This is a genomic window from Lentibacillus populi (assembly GCA_014642895.1).
GTDB classification, from domain to species: Bacteria; Bacillota; Bacilli; order Bacillales; family Amphibacillaceae; genus Lentibacillus_C; species Lentibacillus_C populi.
On the sequence record BMJD01000052.1, the window covers coordinates 6,087 to 26,430 of the forward strand.

The window sequence follows — 20,344 nt, forward strand, 5'->3', positions numbered from 1 at the left end:
TCTTGAAATCCGAATGAGTTTGGTCACTCATAAGCTTGATGAGTACCTTTTCTCTTGAAATTCGAACGAGTTTGGTCACTCATAAGCTTGATGAGTGCCTTTTCTCTTGAAATCCGAATGAGTTTGGTCACTCATAAGCTTGATGAGTACCTTTTCTCTTGAAATTCGAACGAGTTTGGTCACTCATAAGCTTGATGAGTGCTTTTTTTCTTGAAATTCGAACGAGTTTGGTCACTCATAAGCTTGATGAGTGCTTTTTTTCTTGAAATTCGAACGAGTTTGGTCACTCATAGCTTGATCAGCGCCTACTCGATTTGATAAAGTGAAACTTCATTCAGTGAGGCTTTTCCTTCCTCCCCCACCTTTACGTTTTTGGTGTACTCAAGCTTGAGGGTGTCACAGCCCGTAATGAGTGATACTAAAATAACCAAATATTTTGTCCCTGTCGAATCCAAAAAAATTTTAAAAAATTGAGCAAAAAGAGTGGCAATTTATTTCGGAACCCGTTATATTAGTAATTACGAAAACATGAGGAGGGGGAAATATTTGGATACATTTAAAAAATTAAAGCGGTTTTATTGGCCTTATAAAAAGTATTTTTTTATATCGCTGTTCTTTTTGCTGTTTGTTACGGCGATAACGGTTGTGTATCCAATCATATTGCAGAAGACAATTGATGAAGTTGTACTTAAAGATCGTTATTCTTTAATCCCTTACTTATCCGTCGCCTTTTTGGTTGTCATGATAATAAAAGGCTTTGCGACTTTTTTTCATCAATATTTAGGGGAATTATTTGGAATTATATCGGTGTACAAACTCAGGGAGGCATTATATGAAAAACTCCAGGTATTATCATTCAAATACTATGATAATGCCAAGACTGGTGATTTAATGTCTCGGTTAACGGCAGACGTGGAAGGATTCCGGTTTTTCCTTTCTGTCGGATTTGCTGAACTGCTTCGCATCACATTATTAATTGTCTTTAGCTTGGCGGTTATGTTCTATTATTCGGCGCCGCTTGCACTTGTAACGATGGCGGCTATGCCTTTTTTGGCAATCGTAGTGTTTCAGTTTGAAAAACGGGCACATCCCGCTTTTAAAGGGATCAGAAAATCATTCGGACGATTAAATACAAGGGTTCAGGAGAATATCAGCGGGATGAATACAGTAAAATCGTTATCCCGGGAAGATTTTGAAATTGGCCGATTCTCAACGAACAATGATAATTACCGCCAAAACTATATAAGGACATCAGAAATTTGGGCGAAATTCTTTCCACTTATGGAGTTCATTGGAAATGTTTGTGCAGTTGCACTATTAGCGTTTGGCGGGTATCTCGTAATCAATGAAAAAATTGGACTGGGCGAGCTTGTTGCTTTCTTCAGTTTGGTCTGGTACATCCTGGGACCGTTGATGAACTTAGGATTTGTTATCAATCTTTTTTCCCAGTCAAAAGCATCTGGTGAACGATTACTGGAGATATTGGAAGCAAAAGAGGACATAGCAGAGCAGGAAGATGCCATTGACACTGTGATTAACGGACATGTTACGTTTCGTGATGTTACACTTACGTATACAGAAAATGATGATACAGCATTAAAGCATATTAGCTTTGATGCGCCACCAGGGAAAGTAATTGGCTTAATTGGGGCAACCGGTTCAGGAAAAACTAGCATAACCCAGTTGATTACCCGTTTTTATGAGCCAGAAACTGGTGAGGTGCTTGTTGATAACAGGCCTGTTGCAGACTACAAATTAAAAGCATTACGAAAACATATCGGGTTTGTTTTGCAGGAGTCATTTTTATTCTCGACAACTATTCGGGCAAATATTGCCTATGGTAATCCGGATATTCGTGAGGAACAAATTATTGATGCGGCAAAACGAGCGCAAGCCCATGACTTTATTATGGAAATGCCTAAAGGATATGACACGTTGCTTGGCGAACGGGGGATGGGATTGTCTGGAGGACAGAAACAGCGTATCGCCATCGCCCGGGCAATTTGTATCAACCCAAGTATTCTCGTGCTGGATGATGCAACATCAGCTGTTGATATGGAAACAGAATTTAAGATTCAAAAAGCGTTAAAAGAAGTCATGCGCGGCAGAACAACATTTATTATTGCACATCGAATTTCTTCATTAAAACATGCCGATGAGATTCTGGTTCTAGAGGATGGTGAAATCGTTGAACGGGGTAAACATGACGAATTAATCACCAATCACGGACCATATCAGCGAATCTATGATATTCAGTATCAGGATCGGGAAGCTATTATGAATAGGGCTGCAGGTTCTTGAGGGATGCTCAAAAGGGGGGAGTAAAATGGCAAAGTCAAAGGAAGAACGAGTAACAAAAAACCGCCATTTAAAACGGTTCTATTACACAGTCGATCATGCGGTTGAAAAACCATTTAACTGGCAGCAGCTGTGGCGGCTGCTCGTTTATTTAAAACCATATGCTACTACCTATTTGCCGGGTGCCATTATTGCCATGCTTGTATCAACGGCTGTACGGCTAGTGGTTCCGATATTAATCGGTAAAGTGGCTATTGATGTCGCAATCAGCAACAAAGATACAAACTTGTTAACCTATCTGGTCATTGGAATTGGTATTCTTTATTTGCTGAACTATATCGGGAACATATTTCGGATAAAATGGGTGAATATTTTAGGGCAAAATGTTATTTATGATTTGCGAAGACATTTATTTTCCCATGTCCAGCGGTTGTCCCATCGATTTTTCGATTCCCGTTCTGCAGGCTCCATTCTTGTCCGTATTATGAACGATATTAATTCGTTGCAGGAGCTTTTCACAAATGGAATCATTAATTTATTGATGGACGTTGTCACTCTGGCTGGAATTGTTGTCATTTTGTTAGTACTAAGTCCAAAATTGGCCCTCGCGATTATGGTTGTCATTCCGATCATGTTTTATATCTCAACGAAATTGCGACGAACGATTCGCCGGGCATGGCAAAATACCCGCATTCAGCAGTCACGTTTGAATTCACATTTAAATGAAAGTATTCAGGGGATCCGGATTACCCAATCATTTACCCAGGAGAAGGAAAATGAACAATTTTTTGACGGGATCAATTCGGATAACTTTGAAAGCTGGCAGATAGCAACGAAGAAAAGTGCATTGTTTCGCCCGTTTGTTGATCTGAGTAATGCGGTTGGAACGATTATCCTAATTACGTATGGTGCCTATTTAATTTTGCAAGGACCTGAAAATGGAGGAATTGAGATTGGTACGTTTGTATCGTTTGCTTTTTTCCTGGGAATGTTTTGGGAGCCAATTTCAAGACTTGGACAAATGTATAACCAGTTGTTGATGGCAATGGCTTCATCAGAACGGATTTTTGAATTTTTGGATGAACAGCCGAATGTGGAAGAAAGGGCGAATGCATTTGAATTTGCAGATATGAAAGGTCATATTGAATTTGACCATGTTCAGTTCTCCTATGATGTTGAACGGATTGCGCTTCATGAAGTTTCGCTTGATATCAAAGCTGGGGAAACGATTGCACTCGTAGGGCATACCGGAAGCGGGAAATCAACCATTGCCAACCTAATCAGCCGTTTTTATGATCCTACAAAGGGTACGGTGCGGATCGATGGTCATGATTTACGCGATGTCAAACTAGACAGCTTACGTCAGCAAATTAGTGTTGTACTGCAGGATACGTTTATTTTCTCAGGAACAATTATGGAAAATATCCGCTTTGGCCGGCCGGACGCTGCGGATGAGGAAGTAATCGAGGCAGCAAAAGTTGTTGGTGCTGATGAATTTATTCAGCGGCTGGCAAATGGGTATGAAACTGAGGTGGAGGAGCGGGGAAACATTTTGTCAGCAGGGGAGAGGCAGTTATTATCATTTGCCAGGGCATTGCTTGCTAATCCAAGGATTTTAATTCTTGATGAGGCAACGGCCAGCATCGATACGGAAACAGAAGTCAAAATCCAGGCCGCTTTACGCAGGCTGCTAAAAGGACGCACCGCCATTATTATCGCCCACCGTTTGTCAACGATCCGAGAATCCGACACGATTTTTGTCCTACAGCAGGGCAAAATTCTTGAATATGGAAACCACGAACAGCTAATGAAGTCCCGTGGTGAATATTTTGAGCTGGTTAAATCACAATTTCAGATGCTGGACGCAATTTAAGGGTAAAACGGCAATTGGCGTAAGCTTCTTTACTGCAAGAATACAGTCTCTTTCATACGTGGGGGAGGCTGTTTTTATACGCAATATTTCCGTGTAGCAAATATATTAAAGAAAAAAATAATCGTAATCAAACCGAATATACTGTATGATGATTAAAAAGACGTATTTTGGATGATGGAGGATATATTATGAAACGTGATTTCGCAGTAATTGGTCTTGGGCGGTTTGGAGGCAGTATTTGCCGTGAACTAAGCATGGAAGGTATGGAAGTATTGGCAATTGATATTGACGAGGACAAAGTAAATGAATTTAAAAATATTGCCTCCCATGCTGTTATTGCTGATTCTACTGATGAGGCTACATTAAAGGATTTAGGGATAAAAAATATCGACCATGTCATTGTAGCAATTGGTGATAATATCCAAGCGAGTATTTTAACAACCGTTGTACTCACGGATTTTAATATAAAGAAAATTACAGTTAAGGCCCAAAATGATTATCATGAAAAGATATTAAATAAAATTGGTGCGGATCAGGTTGTTCACCCCGAACGGGATATGGGGAAACGGATTGCCCATAATATTATTTCGAACAATATTCTGGATTATTTGGAGCTGTCGGATGATCATAGTATTGTCGAAGTAAAGGTCGGGGCAAAAATGCTTGGTAAATCACTGATTGACTTGGATATCCGGGCAAATTACGGCTGTAATGTTGTGGCAATTAAGCAAGGAAAGGATATTAATGTTTCCCCAAGTGCTGAGGATAAGCTAAAGGAAGATGATATTTTGATTGTTATCGGAGCGGATAAAGATATTTCCCGCTTTGAAAAACACCTGGTAGTAGATGAATGAACCTGTATCATGACAGATACAGGTTTTTTTAATGGAATAGCAGGTTATATATTAAAGAGACATTTTTTTTGGAAAGGGTGCATGGGATGTTTGAAAAACGAACTGGAGAAATCATAACCGAGTTACTGATACAATGGAAAATTAACCATATTTATGGAATGCCTGGTGATTCGATTAATGAATTGGTCGATGATTTACGGAAAAAGCAAGCGGAGATCAACTTTATCCAGATTCGACATGAAGAAGCAGGGGCACTTGCTGCAAGCGCCTATGCCAAGTTAACCGGAAAGCTTGGTGTTTGTTTATCGATTGCCGGACCGGGTGCCATTCATCTATTAAATGGACTATATGACGCAAAACAGGATGGAGCACCGGTGCTTGCACTGGTAGGACAAGTGTCAAGTACAAAAGTAGGTACAAATGCGTTTCAGGAAATCAATCTGGCTCGCATGTTTGAGGATGTCGCCGTTTTTAATGAACAGGTAGTGTCAGCCGAACAATTACCTGACTTGCTAAATATGGCCATTCGAACTGCCTACGCGAAAAGTGGTGTAGCAGTGCTGATCGTTCCAGATGATTTATTCGCTGTTAAACAAAAAAATGATAAGCCTATGACGGCTCCTGCATTTGTTAAACCGACAATAACACCGGATCAAGGAGCAATGGAAAATGCGGTTCATCTCATCAATCACGCGGAAAAACCAGTGATCCTGGCGGGTAGAGGGGCAAGCGATGCCCGGCGTGAGCTGATTCAATTCGCACAAACCATACAGGCACCGATCGTCTTAAGCCTGCTGGGAAAAGGAACGATACCTGATTATCACGAGCTTAATCTTGGACAGCACGGACAAATCGGGACAAAGCCAGCTTACGAGGCAATAATGGATACGGATTTGCTGCTGTTGATCGGAACATCATTCCCATACCGTGAATTTTTACCTAAAAAGACAAAAGCCATTCAAATTGAATTAAAACCGGCGAAAATAGGCAACATTTATCCGATTTCGGAAGGTCTTTGTGGTGACGTGAAACAAGTATTACCAGCCCTAACATCAATGGTTACAGAACGGGAGGACAGTGATTTTCTCAAGAAATACCAGGAAAAAATGAAAAACTGGCACATTCATGTCCAACAGGAGAAAAGAGTGGAAAAAAATCCGCTTCACGCTCCACAAGTCATGTATGCCCTCGAGCAGGTTACGGATAAGGATGCTGTTATTTCCTGCGATGTGGGGAATGTTACGGTATGGACAACCCGCTTTTTCCCGTTTACCCAGCAAAAGTTTGTTGTTTCGGGAAGGCTCGCAACGATGGGATCCGGTCTTCCCGGGGCTATTGCCGCACAAATTGCCTATCCGGACAAACAAGTTGTTGGGATTTGCGGGGATGGCGGTCTTACCATGGTTATGCAAGATTTTGTTACAGCCGTAAAATATGATTTGCCTATTAAAATCGTTGTATTAAACAATAGCAAAATCGGGATGATTAAATATGAACAGCAGGAGCTCGGAAATCTCAATTATGAAACCGAATTAGCTGAAATAGACTTTGCAGCATTTGCAAAAAGCTGTGGTGGTGTTGGTTATCGTATTGAAAAGCAGGAAGAGATGGCCGATATGATGAAACAAGCTTTCCTTTCGAATAAACCAGCGATTATTGATGTCGTAATTGATGATCAGGCGCCACTGCCAGGAAAAATAACATATGACCAGGCGGTAAACTATGGGGAGTATTTAATAAAAGAATTTTTCACAAATGGTAAGATTGAGTTTCCTGATGTTGAAAAATCCATTGCAAGGCTACTGTAGTGAAAAAGGTCACTCATCATGGTAATGAGTGCTCAAACACGTTCAGATAACGAAAAAAAGGTCACTCATCATGGTAATGAGTCTCAAACACGTTCAGATAACGAAAAAAAGGGTACTCATCATGGTTATGAGAGCCCAAACTCATTCAGATAACGAAAAAAGGACTGACTTTCATGTCAGTCCTTTGCTTTGATTCTGACCTCTGGCCTCTGATTTCTGACCTCTGACTCACACTTCCATTATTATCGGCAGTATCATTGGTCTGCGTTTTGTTTTGTCATAAAGAAACGGTGCGATGCAATCGGTTATTTCATTTTTAATTTCCGACCATTGTGTTGTTCGACGCTCCATCACTTTTGCCAGATGAGCAGAAACAAGCTTTTGCGCCTCATTAATCAGGTCTTCAGATTCTCTCATGTAAACAAAACCACGCGAAATAATGTCTGGCCCCGATGCAATTTTGAATTCTTTCATATTGATACTTACGACAACAATGACAAGTCCCTCTTCAGATAGAATACGGCGGTCACGTAATACAATGTTGCCAATATCACCAATTCCGCTGCCATCAACATATATGGAACCAGAAGGGATTTTACCGGCAATCATTGCATTGTCGTTTCCTAATGCAAGAACATCACCATTATCCATCAGGAAAGTATGAGCTGGGTCAATACCACACGCTATAGCAAGTTTGGCATGTTCTTTCTGCATACGAAACTCGCCATGGATTGGCATGAAATATTTCGGTTTAATCAGGCGGAGCATTAGTTTTTGCTCTTCCCGACTTCCGTGGCCTGATGTATGGATATTCGTAAGCTTACCGTGAATAACATCGGCACCAGCTCGATATAACTTATTAATCGTTCGACTTACACTAATTGTATTCCCAGGGATTGGGGATGACGAAAATACAACTGTGTCGCCAGGTATGATTTGGATCTGTCTGTGTGTACCATTGGCAATTCGTGACAATGCGGCCATCGCCTCGCCTTGTGAACCGGTGCATAGAATTGTTACTTCATTTGCCGGAAGACGGTTAAGTTGATTGGCATCAATGAATGTATCCTTCGGTGCACTAATGTAGCCTAATTCTTGTCCGATAGTGATGGAAGATTCCATACTGCGACCGAAAACAGCTATTTTTCGATTATGCTTCACGGCAGCTTCAACTACTTGTTGGAGGCGGTAAATATTGGATGCAAATGTAGCAAAAATTAACCGGCCTTCCGTTTTACCAAAGATATCATGGATGGTCTCACCAACAACCCGTTCAGACATTGTAAATCCAGGAACTTCGCTATTTGTACTATCGGAAAGCAAGCAAAGAACGCCTTCTTCTCCAATTTCAGCCATTTTGGTTAAATTGGCTGGTTCGCCAACTGGTGTAAAATCAAATTTAAAGTCACCTGTATGAACAATATTGCCTGGAGGTGTTTTTATTACAATACCATAAGAATCAGGAATGCTATGCGTTGTCCGGAAAAATGCTACAGATGTTTTGCGGAATTTAATGACATCATCTTCTCCGATAACGTTTAATTTGGCATTCCTTAATAGACCATGCTCGTCTAATTTGTTTCTGATTAAACCGATCGCAAGTTTACCAGCGTAAATTGGCACATTTATCTCACGTAAAAGGAAAGGAATGCCTCCAATATGATCTTCATGTCCGTGAGTTATAAATAATCCTTTAATTTTGTCCTGATTTTGGACTAGGTAGGTGTAGTCAGGAATAACATAATCGATACCAAGTAATTCATCTTCAGGAAACTTGATCCCGGCATCAATTAAGATAATTTCGTCCTGGAATTGCACTCCATACGTGTTTTTCCCGATTTCGCCCAGTCCGCCTAATGCAAAAACCGCTGTTTGATCATTTTTTACGAATTTCATATGTTTATGCGGTCTCCAATACAAAATTTCCGGATTGTTTTTCATATTCTAAATGTGCATCATCTAATTTTTGGATAAACTCAATATTTAATTTGCGATCAACGAGTTTATTGCGTACTTCCCGTTCTGTTTCAGCCTCGATAAATAGACTTTTTGTGCGTTCCCGTACAGGAATTTCACTTTGATCTTCCTGGTAAAAAACTTTAAAAATCATTACATCTCTCCTAACTTTTTCCGTTGTCTTTGTTTGTTGAAATAATTAATAAGGCGGACAATAGGATGAACAGCTGGCTATTAAAGGAATGTTCAAAAGCGTGGCATCCTTCTTTTTGAACACACACGAAATGAAATAATAGCAAGCAAGTGTTAAACCGATTGTCTGCATTTGTTGTTAAAATTCCGCAGCATGGTGATTCCATTTATGGTATTTCCCAGATTTTCAATTCAATATTAACTTCCAATTTGAAGTTTCAGATTATGGTTTTGATTGGTTCCATCATTGGTAGTCTTTTTCACAAGTAGTTGGTACACGTCCTCGGCCTAAAAAATCCTTCCAGCGTTTTTTGAGCTTTTCTTTTAGGCGTTTCAACATGATGAGTTGCATCTCCTTTCAGATAGTTAAGAAAAGCAAAAACATTCTACCGATCCAATCCCTCTTATTTATAGTATAGTATTGTTCGGGCAATAATGAAATAAAAATACTATATTTGTGCGAAAAAAGTTTTTTCATACTATAATATAAGTTTGAATTACTGTATGTTCTTTATCCTATTTTTTGCCTGAACGTGATTTATTATGCAAGCCATATTATAGATAATACAGAAAAGGGAGTATGGAAAATGAGTAAAAAAATGGTTTTTTTTGATATTGATGGGACGCTGCTTAATCATGAGAAGAAGGTTCCAGCCAGCACGAAAGAAGCTATCCGGCAATTAAAGGAGAATGGCGTTTATGTAGCAATTGCAACAGGACGAGCGCCATTTATGTTTGAAGCTATCCGAAAGCAGCTGGAGATTGAATCATTTGTCAGCTATAATGGTCAATATGTCGTCTTTGAAGGGGAGACCGTTTATCAGAGTCCCTTGAGTGCACAAGGATTAAGCCGGCTATTTAACCATTCCTTGTCGTGCAATTATCCGATGGTTTTTATGGGGAACAAGGAAATGCGTGCATCGACAGAAGGGAGTACCTATATAAAAGAAAGCTTGAACAGTTTGAAATTTGCTTATCCGGAAATTGATGATGAATATTATAAACATCACACGATTTATCAGGCTCTGTTATTTTGTGGGAAGGGCGAAGAGGAGGCGATGAAAGATGAATATGATGAATTCCGCTTCATTCGCTGGCATGATTTTTCTTGTGATGTATTGCCGGAAGGTGGTTCGAAAGCAATTGGTATCCGGCAGCTGATTAGTGCGTGTGGCTTGGACATAGATGAGACGTATGCATTTGGGGATGGATTAAATGATATGGAGATGCTAACTGAAATTGGTACGGGTATTGCAATGGGAAATGCTGTTCCGGAATTAAAGCAAGTTGCGGACCATGTAACAGATGCAGTTGACAGAGATGGTATTATGAAGGGGTTAAAGCGATATAAGTTAATATAAAAAACAACCAGCTGTGTTCCTCGCAGCTGGTTGTTTATGGTGTTTACAGTGTTTACTCAATCGGTTTGGCGTTTTCCGGAATGGCATAAGGGTTATCTTTATTAATATGGTCATAGAACATGATGCCGTTTAGATGATCAATCTCATGCTGGAAAACGATGGCCGCATAATCCCGTAATCGCAGTTTTAATTCATTACCTTCCAAATCAGTTGCCTTCAGGGTGATACGAGCATACCTTGGGACATAACCTTCCACATTCCGATCAACGGAAAGACATCCTTCCCCGCTGGTCAAATACGCTTTTTCAACGGAATGACTGACAATCCGCGGGTTAAACAGTCCATGCGTATACCATTTGCCTTTCAGATCCTGAAAATGAATGGCGATCATTCGTTTATTAAGACCGAGCTGTGGAGCTGCTAAGCCTACCCCCGGACGCAAATTATATTTATCACAAATTTTTTCATCCTGACTATTTTTTAGAAATTCAAGCATATCTTCCAGTAGTTTATGCTCTTGTTCGCTCGCAGGAAGGTTAACTTCTTCCGATACTTCTCTTAACGCCGGATGTCCTTCCCTTACAATATCCTTCATCGTTAGCATTCGTATTACACTCCTCATCTGTAAAATCCCCATTATTTAATTCATTAAAAGCGGAACTAAACATCCGTTACGATTGAATTCATTTTCCTATTTTAACATAATTGGCAGTATTAGTTCATAAATTTACCTATAGTACAAGCTATTTTCTGACATATAAAATTCTTGTGTTATACTATTTATGAATGGAAGTATTACTACATAACCAGCCGCTTATTAAGGAGGAAACACTCACGTGTCATTGAAAAAAACGATGATTATGTTCTCATTATCAGTTATTGCCGTTTTATCAGCATGCAACGGAGCGTCAACGGAGGAAAAAATTTATGATCATCTGGAGGAAGCAGTAACTTTGGAAGCTGCTTTTGAAGAACAGCAGAAGCCAATTGTTGATTTGGAAAAAAAGGAACAGGAGCTATACGCACAAATTATTGATTTGGGAATGGATGATTTTGATAAAATAAAAGACCTTTCCCAGCAGGCTATTGAAACAATTGAGAAACGCTCAGATAAGATAGGGAAAGAAAAAGAAAGTATTGAAGCATCTAAAGATGAATTTGTTAAAATGGAGGACCTGGTTGATAAGCTTGAAGATAAAAAGGTAAAGGATAAGGCAAAAGAAATGTATGATGCCATGATGAAACGGTATAAAGCTTATGACAGCCTGAACAAAGCTTATAGAAACTCGCTAAAATTGGAAAAAGAACTTTATACGATGTTGCAAAAAGAAGATGTAGAACAAGAAACTTTAACCGATCATATTTCCAAAATTAATGACAGCTATCAGAACGTATTAGAAGCAAATAAAAAGTTTAACACGTGTACAACAACGTACAATGCGTTAAAAAAGGAATTTTATCAAGCGGCAGAAATAGAAGTCGAATATGACAATGATACGTCTGCTGACAAAAAAGATACAAAGGATGATAAAAAGGACTGAGCTCAGGTGGCCAGTCCTTTTTATATTTCACTATAACACAATAATACAGTTTTAAAGCAAAACTATAACAGTTTATGCATCAGTATTCTGTCCTGAATGAAAGAATGATAAATAAAATACAGAAATAAAAACAAAGTAATTGACCAAAATGGTGCAAATGAGCTAAACTCGAACTAGATAAATTATTGTACCAATTATTTTTGCTTTATTAATGTAACAGTTTTTGAGAAAGGGAAGGGCAAGATTAATAAAAATCAATTACGGGTACAAGAATAAAAGCAGATCGGTACAGATTTTTTCAAGTTTTGGGAAGGCTAGAAAGGAAAATATTAAACGGAAATAGAAAGGAAGAGGTGAACTATTTTGAAACACGTACTTGAAAGTGTTGAAAGTCAGTTCGAAATGTTCCAGATTCTTGATGAAAATGGGAAAGTTGTAAATAAAGATGCAATGCCTGATCTTTCGGATGATAATTTAAAAGAACTAATGCGCAGAATGGTTTATACCCGCATTTTGGATCAGCGTTCAATGGCATTGAATCGTCAAGGACGCTTAGGTTTCTATGCGCCAACAGCAGGACAAGAAGCATCACAGCTGGGAAGTCACTTCGCTTTGGAAACAGAAGACTTTGTACTGCCTGGATATCGCGACGTACCACAGCTAATTTGGCATGGACTCCCACTTTACCAGGCATTCTTATTCTCCAAGGGACATTTCCATGGAAACCAAATGCCAGAAGGGGTCAATGCCTTAAGCCCACAAATTATTATTGGTGCTCAGTATACCCAGACGGCAGGTGTTGCACTTGGCATGAAAAAACGCGGCAAGAAATCAGTTGCGATAACGTATACAGGTGACGGTGGCACATCACAGGGAGATTTTTACGAAGGAATCAACTTTGCAGGTGCATTTGGTGCTCCGGCAATTTTCGTAGTACAAAATAACTATTTCGCAATTTCTGTACCAGTGGAAAAACAAACAAAGGCAAAAACACTTGCACAAAAAGCGGTAGCTGCAGGTATTGAAGGTATTCAAGTTGATGGCATGGACGTGCTTGCTGTATATGCAGCAACAAAAAATGCCCGTGAACGAGCAATAAATAGCGAGGGGCCAACATTGATTGAGACGCTGACCTACCGTTATGGACCACACACGACAGCAGGTGATGACCCGACACGTTATCGTACGGAGGAGCTCGATAATGAGTGGGAAAAGAAAGATCCGCTCGTACGCTTCCGCAAATTTTTGGAAGGCAAAAACTTATGGTCTGAAGAAGAGGAAAATAAAGTCATTGAAGAGGCGAAAGATGATATTAAACAGGCAATTAAAAAAGCGGATGGCTATCCAAAACAAAAAGTAACAGAGCTTATTTCCCATATGTTTGAAGAACTTCCAATGAATCTTGAGGAACAAATGGAAGAATATAAAGAGAAGGAGTCGAAGTAAATCATGGCACAAATGACTATGATTCAAGCAATCACCGACGCACTGCGTACAGAACTGAAAAATGACGAAAATGTACTGGTATTTGGTGAAGATGTCGGTCAAAATGGTGGCGTGTTCCGTGCTACAGAAGGATTGCAAAAGGAATTTGGCGAAGATCGTGTATTTGATACACCACTCGCAGAATCGGCAATTGGCGGCCTTTCTATTGGTCTGGCTTTACAAGGGTTCCGCCCTGTACCGGAAATTCAATTCTTCGGCTTCGTATATGAGGCAATGGATTCGATTAACGGGCAAATGGCACGGATTCGTTATCGCTCGGGAGATACCCGTCATGCGCCAATTACAATTCGTTCCCCATTTGGCGGTGGTGTGCACACACCGGAATTGCATGCGGATTCACTTGAAGGGTTAATTGCCCAACAACCGGGTATTAAAGTTGTCATTCCGTCTACACCAAAAGATGCTAAAGGGTTATTAATTTCCGCTATTCGTGACAATGACCCGGTAATGTTTTTAGAGCATATGAAACTTTACCGATCATTCCGTGATGAAGTACCTGAAGAAGAATATACAATTGAACTAGGTAAGGCAGATGTAAAACGGGAAGGCAAGGATGTTACGATTATTTCCTATGGTGCAATGGTTCATTCCGCACTTAAAGCTGCAGAAGATCTGGAAAAAAACAATGTTGAGGCAGAGGTTATTGATCTACGTACCGTTTCACCTATCGATATCGATACAATACTGGAATCGGTACAAAAAACAAATCGTGTTGTGTTTGTTCAGGAAGCACAACGTCAAGCGGGTGTTGCTGCACATGTTATTTCGGAAATTCAAGAACGGGCAATTCTGCATTTGGAAGCACCGATTTTGCGTGTGACAGCACCTGACACTGTTTATTCATTTTCACAGGCCGAGGAAGTATGGCTGCCAAATCATAAAGACATCGTAGAGAAAGTTAACGAGGTAATCAATTTTTAATTAATGGATGGGAGGTCGTAACAAATGGCATATGAATTTAAATTGCCTGACATTGGTGAAGGGATCCATGAAGGCGAAATTGCCAAATGGTTCGTGAAAGATGGTGACGAAGTAAAAGAAGATGACGTACTTTGTGAAGTACAAAACGATAAGGCTGTTGTCGAAATTCCGTCTCCGGTAGATGGAACAGTAAAAAAGGTTCATGTTGGTGAAGGCGAGGTTGCCGTTGTAGGAGATACGATTATTACGTTTGACGCGGAAGGCTATGAGGATGAAGACAGCAGTTCCGACAACAATGATAATCAGGAAGAAGCAAAACATGAGGAAAAAGCTGAACCGGCGAAGGAAGAGAAGAAACAAGAAAAGAATAAAGCACAAGAAGACGATACAGCAGATACTAAACGAGTTATCGCGATGCCATCTGTTCGAAAATACGCACGTGATCATGAGGTGAACATTCAAAAAGTAACAGGTTCAGGTAAAAATGGACGGGTGCTAAAAGATGATGTTGACCATTACTTAAGCGGTGATCAGCAACAAGCTGATACGGGAGAAGAACAAACAGATAAACAAGAGAGCAAAACTCAAGCACCAAAAGAAACTGCAGCACCAAAAGCTGAATATCCGGAAACACGTGAAAAAATGAGTGGAATCCGCAAATCAATCGCTAAGGCAATGGTTAATTCGAAAACAAAAGCTCCTCATGTTACATTAATGGACGATATTGACGTTACCGAACTAGTAGCACACCGCAAGAAATTTAAAGCCGTTGCCGCTGAGCAGGATATTAAATTAACCTACTTGCCATATGTTGCAAAAGCGCTTGTATCGGCATTGAAAAACTATCCAATATTGAATGCATCTGTCGACGATGATACGGATGAAATCATTTACAAACATTATTACAATATAGGTATTGCTGCTGATACTGAAAAAGGTCTGCTCGTACCGGTTGTAAAAGATGCTGATCGAAAATCTATTTTTGCTATATCACAGGAGATTAATGAATTGGCAGACAAAGCTAGAAGTGGTAAACTAGCACCGGATGAAATGAAAGGTGCATCAAGTACAATTACAAATATTGGTTCTGCGGGTGGTCAGTGGTTCACACCAGTATTAAACTATCCGGAAGCAGCAATATTAGGAATTGGCCGTATCGCTGAACAAGCCGTAGTACGTGATGGAGAGGTCGTTGTTGCACCAGTACTGGCGTTATCATTAAGCTTTGATCATCGTATCGTTGATGGTGCAACCGCACAATTGGCACTAAATCAAATTAAACGATTACTGCATGATCCACAATTAATCATGATGGAGGCGTAAAACGATGGTAGTAGGAGATTTTCCGGTAGAGGTTGACACATTGGTAGTTGGAGCCGGACCTGGTGGCTATGTAGCTGCCATCCGGGCTGCTCAACTCGGTCAAAAGGTAACAATTGCTGATAAAGGTAATTTGGGCGGTGTTTGCTTAAATGTTGGATGTATCCCGTCTAAAGCATTAATTCAAGCAGGTCATTTAACCGAAAAAGCACATGGCAATGAAGAATTGGGGATTAAAACAGAGAATGTTTCAGTCGATTTTTCCAAGGTACAGGAATGGAAAGGAAAAGTAGTAAACAAACTCACTTCCGGTGTAGAAGGATTGTTGAAGGGAAATAAAGTGGACATCGTGAAAGGTGAGGTTTATTTTGTTGATCAGAACACGGCAAAAATCATGGATGAAAAGCAATCACAAACATACAAATTTAATAATTGTATTATTGCTACTGGTTCTGCTCCAATCGAAATTCCTAGCTTTAAGTTTTCCGATCGTGTACTTGATTCAACTGGGGCATTGAACCTTAAGGAGATTCCAAAGAAAATGGTCGTCATTGGCGGCGGTTATATCGGAACAGAATTAGGTTCAGCCTATGCAAACTTCGGTACAGAAATCACGGTCTTGGAAGGTGCTAAAGACATTCTTGGCGGGTTCGAAAAACAAATGACCCAGGTCGTTAAAAAACGCCTTAAAAAGAAAGCCGTGACCATTATTACAGAAGCAATGGCTAAAGGGGTAGAAGAATCAAAAGACGGTGTTAAAGTAACATATGAAGCTAAAGGCAAGGAAGAAACAATTGAAGCGGATTACGTACTAGTTACCGTTGGCCGTCGTCCAAACACGCAAGAAATTGGTCTGGAGCAGCTTGGCATTGAAGTTGATGACAAAGGACTTATTAAGATTGATAAACAATGCCGTACAAATGTACCGAACATTTATGCGATCGGCGACATCGTTCCAGGAATGCCGCTTGCTCACAAAGCATCCTATGAAGGAAAGGTTGCAGCGGAAGCGATCAGTGGTGAAAAGGCAGAAATTGATTACATTGGTATGCCGGCAGTCGTATTCTCGGATCCGGAATTGGCAACTGTTGGGTTGACGGAAAAAGCAGCCAAAGAAGCGGGCTATAAAGCAAAAGCAGCAAAATTCCCATTTGCGGCTAATGGCCGTGCATTGTCGCTTAATGATAGTGATGGATTCCTAAAACTGATTACAAGGGAAGAAGATGGACTTGTAATTGGAGCACAAATTGCTGGACCAAACGCTAGTGACATGATTGCCGAAATTGGCTTGGCGATCGAGGCAGGAATGACAGCAGAGGATATTGCGCTTACTGTTCATGCACATCCAAGCTTAGGTGAAATCACCATGGAAGCAGCAGAAAAAGCATTAGGAATGCCAATTCATACAATGTAAATTTGAATAGGGAAAAGGGAGCTGTTTTAAATACAGCTCTCTTTTTGGCAGATAAGAAAGTATAAACTTTCTTATCCTGCATAAGTGCAACTAAGGCATTCGCCCAAAGGCTTGGCGAATGCCAAGTTTTCTAATGTTTAATGGTGTTCATAGTACATAATTATTCGGTTCCTGTTAGATCAGTCATATCAAAAAAATATAACCTGTAAAAAGCCGTACCATCATATTGGATAGTACGGCTTAAACTTTTACGTCTTTTTACGTTTCAATTCATATTGCCTTGCTTCTTCTTTAAACGATTTTATTAGGGAGAATACCACCAATATCATAATGATAGCAAATGGAAAGGCGACAATGATGGATGCCGTCTGTAACGCCTGTAAACCGCCCTGCCATAACAAAATTGCAGCCGCTCCGGATTGAATCAGCCCCCAGACAAGCTTCACGACATTTGGCGGATACAAACTTCCTCCAGTTGTTTGCATACCTAATACAAAGGTTGCTGAATCGGCAGATGTAATAAAAAAGGTACATATTAACAAAATGGCAATGGCGGATATAAAGGTTCCTAGCGGGAAATGATCCAATACAGCAAATAACGCAACTTCTTCACCAATATCGTTAATAAAATGAGAGATATTTACACCTTTGAAAAACTCAAAATTAAGTGCGGATCCTCCCAGTACGGAAAACCATAATGCACCGAAAATAGTCGGCACAAGTAACACACCTGATACGAATTCCCGTATGGTTCTCCCTCTTGAAACACGCGCAATAAATGTTCCTACGAATGGTGCCCAAGCAATCCACCATGCCCAATAAAAAAATGTCCATTGTTTAGCCCAGCCATTTTCCGGATTAAATGGCGTCATCCGGAAGCTCATTTCAGGCAGATTTTGAATGTATGCACCAAAAGAATTTGTAAATAAATTCATAATAAACTTCGTTGGCCCTGCAAATAGCATAAACAACATCAGTGCAATTGCCAGAATAATATTGGCATTACTCAAGTATTTAATCCCTTTATTCAGCCCGGTCATGGCCGAAATTAAGTAAAGGATTGTCACTAATATGATAATGACAAATTGCAATATTATCGTTTGGTCAAAGCCAAAAACAAAAGATAGACCGCCGCTGATTTGAATTGCGCCAAATCCGAGTGAGGTCGCAACCCCAAACACAGTGGCAAATACAACAATAATATCAATTACTGTTCCAAGCGGTCCCTTTACCCTATCACCGAAAATCGGCTGTAAAACGGCACTAATAACCCCTGGTGCCTGTTTACGGAATTTAAAATAAGCGAGTGCCAGAGCGAGTGTAGCATATACAGCCCATGGATGCAGTCCCCAATGAAATAAACTGTATTGCATGGCGGTTTTTGCGGTTTCCGCGGTTCCTGGTTCGCCGTACGGAGGTTCGTGAAAGTGGGAGATCGGTTCAGCGGCTCCCCAGAACACTAAACCGATTCCCATACCCGCACTAAAAAGCATGGCAAACCATGTTATATACGAATATTCGGGTTTATCTCCGGGTCTACCAAGTTTTATGTTTCCATATTTTGAAAAAATGAGATAAAGCGCGAATACTACAAACCCCGTCATACTTAATAAATAAAACCAGCCAAATTTATCGACTAAAAAAGTTTGAATGATAGTCGTTACATGATCAAGGTTCCCATTAGGCAAAACATCTTTGGGGATGATTCCCCATATGATAAAGAGAATAGCAACAACTGCAGAAATATAAAAGACGCGTGTAACTTTATTCATTATCACAATTCCTTTCTAATCTATGTAATGTTGATAAAAATTTTGCACATTTATGTATTTAAACATATTCTCGTTATCATCTCAAATAATCTGATGTTCTTATGCTCTTACTATTTACAAAAAAGAGGATATGATTCCTTAAATACGAGTGGGTGGATTCTAAATTATATACCCTATAACATTTCAGCATAAACCAAAAATATCTACTTTTTAACTATATACAAGCCCTTATTTGCTTCGATACAATGATAATGAGGAAAATTTTGCAGCAAAGGGATGGACAAACGATGAAAAAAATAATACTGATTTCTTTATTTATATTGGGTGTATTGTTGGCAGCATGCAGTAACCAGACAGTAAATCAGCAGACAGAGGATGGTAACGCTGCGGACAGTCAGACAAATGAAAAAGCAGCAAGCAACGAGCAAAAGAAAGATAATGAAAACAAAGACAAGCAGGATAAGAACGATAAGAGGGGGGAAGAAAAAAAGAAAGCAGAAACGCTGGAACCAAAATATAAAGTATCCGATGTTTTCTCGATCGTTCCCATTGATCAAAATACGAATGAAAAAGTAGTGTTGTTAACATTTGACGATGCGCCTGATGAGCATGCATTAGAAATGGCTAAAACATTAAAGAGTCTGGATGCAGGTGCAATCTTCTTTGTAAACGGTCATTTTCTTGAATCTCCCGAAAAAAAAGAAATGCTAAAGGAAATTCACGATATGGGGTTTATGATCGGCAACCATACATACAGCCATGCTTATTTGCCAGATTTACCGGAACAAGAGCAAAGAGCAGAGATTGTTCGTGTTAGCGACATGGTCGAAAAAATTACCGGTGAGAAGCCTGAATTTTTTCGGGCGCCGAATGGAGCAAATACGGATTATACAAAGAAGATTGCCGAAGAACAAGGCATGATCCTGATGAATTGGTCGTACGGTTATGATTGGAATAAAGAATACATGTCCAAAGAGGCGCTTACAGATATCATGCTTAACACGGACTTATTAGCAAATGGTGTTAATTTATTAATGCATGACCGGGAGTGGACAGCTGCTGCACTAAAGGACATCGTTACAGGTTTACGTGATAAAGGATATGAAATGGTCGATCCGAAGTTGATTAAAACTAGATAATGATAAAATGATTCGTAAAGAAAACCAATAACCTATAACCTAAAATAAATATGTTATACTAATTACAGCTTGAAATCCTGATTGTGACATACTATAATGAAAATAAGATATTACAATTATGGAAAAGGAGCTGGGCCAGATGGGCACGATCATATGTCAGGACTGTCAGCAGGTTATTGAACATTTTGATGATGAAAAAGTAACAACCCTTTATGGAACATGTCCTAATTGTAACGAAAAATAATAATGCAGATAGTAAGAGCTGTCAGGGGTGAATGACAGCTCTTTTTGCTTGGCAGATAAGAAACCAACATGGCTCCGCATTCGCGCAGCCACCATCTATGATGAAAAAGAATTTCTAGCCTGGATAGGAGGTATATCACATTCAT

General features: G+C 39.8%; 16 protein-coding genes and 1 pseudogene. 13 read left to right on the top strand and 4 right to left on the bottom strand.

Going from position 1 to position 20,344, the window contains the following annotated elements; genetic code table 11:
- Nucleotides 1-528 precede the first annotated feature (528 nt).
- The 5 genes and pseudogenes from IEX12_RS23950 to IEX12_RS20225 all read left to right on the top strand — a co-directional run.
- Nucleotides 529-1,401, top strand: a pseudogene (locus tag IEX12_RS23950) (ABC transporter ATP-binding protein); the annotation flags it as partial.
- Nucleotides 1,402-1,413: 12 nt separating this feature from the next.
- On the top strand, nucleotides 1,414-2,301 hold the full coding sequence (locus tag IEX12_RS23955; RefSeq protein WP_371871381.1) for an ABC transporter ATP-binding protein: 888 nt from the start codon (nucleotides 1,414-1,416) through the stop codon (nucleotides 2,299-2,301).
- 25 nt (nucleotides 2,302-2,326) lie between these two features.
- Nucleotides 2,327-4,171 carry an ABC transporter ATP-binding protein gene (locus IEX12_RS20215; RefSeq protein WP_188725780.1) on the top strand — a complete coding sequence of 615 codons (1,845 nt, stop codon included), beginning with the start codon at nucleotides 2,327-2,329 and terminating at the stop codon, nucleotides 4,169-4,171.
- A gap of 188 nt (nucleotides 4,172-4,359) precedes the next feature.
- Nucleotides 4,360-5,025, top strand: coding sequence for a potassium channel family protein (locus IEX12_RS20220; protein ID WP_088050021.1), 666 nt, complete (start codon nucleotides 4,360-4,362; stop codon nucleotides 5,023-5,025).
- Nucleotides 5,026-5,111: 86 nt separating this feature from the next.
- On the top strand, nucleotides 5,112-6,833 hold the full coding sequence (locus IEX12_RS20225) for a pyruvate oxidase (RefSeq protein WP_088050022.1): 1,722 nt from the start codon (nucleotides 5,112-5,114) through the stop codon (nucleotides 6,831-6,833).
- A 228-nt stretch (nucleotides 6,834-7,061) separates the two neighbouring features.
- On the opposite strand, the gene rnjA is transcribed toward IEX12_RS20225, so the two are convergent.
- Together rnjA and IEX12_RS20235 are read right to left on the bottom strand one after the other, a co-directional pair.
- Nucleotides 7,062-8,729, bottom strand: coding sequence for a ribonuclease J1 (gene rnjA, locus IEX12_RS20230; RefSeq protein ID WP_102415334.1), 1,668 nt, complete (start codon nucleotides 8,727-8,729; stop codon nucleotides 7,062-7,064).
- A gap of 4 nt (nucleotides 8,730-8,733) precedes the next feature.
- Nucleotides 8,734-8,943 (bottom strand): DNA-dependent RNA polymerase subunit epsilon, encoded by a 210-nt coding sequence (locus IEX12_RS20235; RefSeq protein WP_088050024.1) that lies wholly within the window; start codon nucleotides 8,941-8,943, stop codon nucleotides 8,734-8,736.
- Between the two features lie 625 nt (nucleotides 8,944-9,568).
- Between IEX12_RS20235 and IEX12_RS20240 the strand changes: the two genes are divergently transcribed.
- Entirely contained in the window at nucleotides 9,569-10,342 is a 774-nt protein-coding gene (locus tag IEX12_RS20240; protein WP_088050025.1) for a Cof-type HAD-IIB family hydrolase, read from the top strand.
- Nucleotides 10,343-10,394: 52 nt separating this feature from the next.
- On the opposite strand, the gene def is transcribed toward IEX12_RS20240, so the two are convergent.
- A complete protein-coding gene (def, locus tag IEX12_RS20245) occupies nucleotides 10,395-10,946 on the bottom strand; it encodes a peptide deformylase (RefSeq protein WP_088050026.1) in 552 nt (183 codons plus the stop codon).
- 232 nt (nucleotides 10,947-11,178) lie between these two features.
- On the opposite strand from def, the gene IEX12_RS20250 reads away from it, so the two are divergent.
- The 5 genes from IEX12_RS20250 (at nucleotide 11,179) to lpdA (ending at nucleotide 17,044) form a co-directional block, all read left to right on the top strand.
- The gene (locus IEX12_RS20250) at nucleotides 11,179-11,883 is read left to right on the top strand and encodes a YkyA family protein (protein ID WP_230856049.1); all 705 of its coding nucleotides are present in this window, start codon (nucleotides 11,179-11,181) and stop codon (nucleotides 11,881-11,883) included.
- A 402-nt stretch (nucleotides 11,884-12,285) separates the two neighbouring features.
- The gene (pdhA, locus tag IEX12_RS20255; RefSeq protein ID WP_188725781.1) at nucleotides 12,286-13,329 is read left to right on the top strand and encodes a pyruvate dehydrogenase (acetyl-transferring) E1 component subunit alpha; all 1,044 of its coding nucleotides are present in this window, start codon (nucleotides 12,286-12,288) and stop codon (nucleotides 13,327-13,329) included.
- Nucleotides 13,330-13,332: 3 nt separating this feature from the next.
- Nucleotides 13,333-14,310: an alpha-ketoacid dehydrogenase subunit beta gene (locus tag IEX12_RS20260; RefSeq protein WP_088050028.1), complete on the top strand. Its 978-nt coding sequence runs from the start codon at nucleotides 13,333-13,335 to the stop codon at nucleotides 14,308-14,310.
- 24 nt (nucleotides 14,311-14,334) lie between these two features.
- Entirely contained in the window at nucleotides 14,335-15,633 is a 1,299-nt protein-coding gene (locus IEX12_RS20265) for a dihydrolipoamide acetyltransferase family protein (RefSeq protein WP_102415331.1), read from the top strand.
- Nucleotides 15,634-15,637: 4 nt separating this feature from the next.
- Nucleotides 15,638-17,044 carry a dihydrolipoyl dehydrogenase gene (lpdA, locus tag IEX12_RS20270; protein WP_102415330.1) on the top strand — a complete coding sequence of 469 codons (1,407 nt, stop codon included), beginning with the start codon at nucleotides 15,638-15,640 and terminating at the stop codon, nucleotides 17,042-17,044.
- 248 nt (nucleotides 17,045-17,292) lie between these two features.
- Here the strand turns inward: lpdA and IEX12_RS20275 are convergent, their stop codons facing one another.
- Entirely contained in the window at nucleotides 17,293-18,816 is a 1,524-nt protein-coding gene (locus IEX12_RS20275; RefSeq protein ID WP_088050031.1) for a glycine betaine uptake BCCT transporter, read from the bottom strand.
- A 287-nt stretch (nucleotides 18,817-19,103) separates the two neighbouring features.
- Between IEX12_RS20275 and IEX12_RS20280 the strand changes: the two genes are divergently transcribed.
- Both IEX12_RS20280 and IEX12_RS20285 read left to right on the top strand, forming a co-directional pair.
- Complete coding sequence (locus IEX12_RS20280) at nucleotides 19,104-19,955, top strand: polysaccharide deacetylase family protein (RefSeq protein WP_088050976.1); 852 nt, start codon at nucleotides 19,104-19,106, stop codon at nucleotides 19,953-19,955.
- 139 nt (nucleotides 19,956-20,094) lie between these two features.
- Nucleotides 20,095-20,199 carry a GapA-binding peptide SR1P gene (locus tag IEX12_RS20285; RefSeq protein WP_088050033.1) on the top strand — a complete coding sequence of 35 codons (105 nt, stop codon included), beginning with the start codon at nucleotides 20,095-20,097 and terminating at the stop codon, nucleotides 20,197-20,199.
- Nucleotides 20,200-20,344 lie beyond the last annotated feature (145 nt).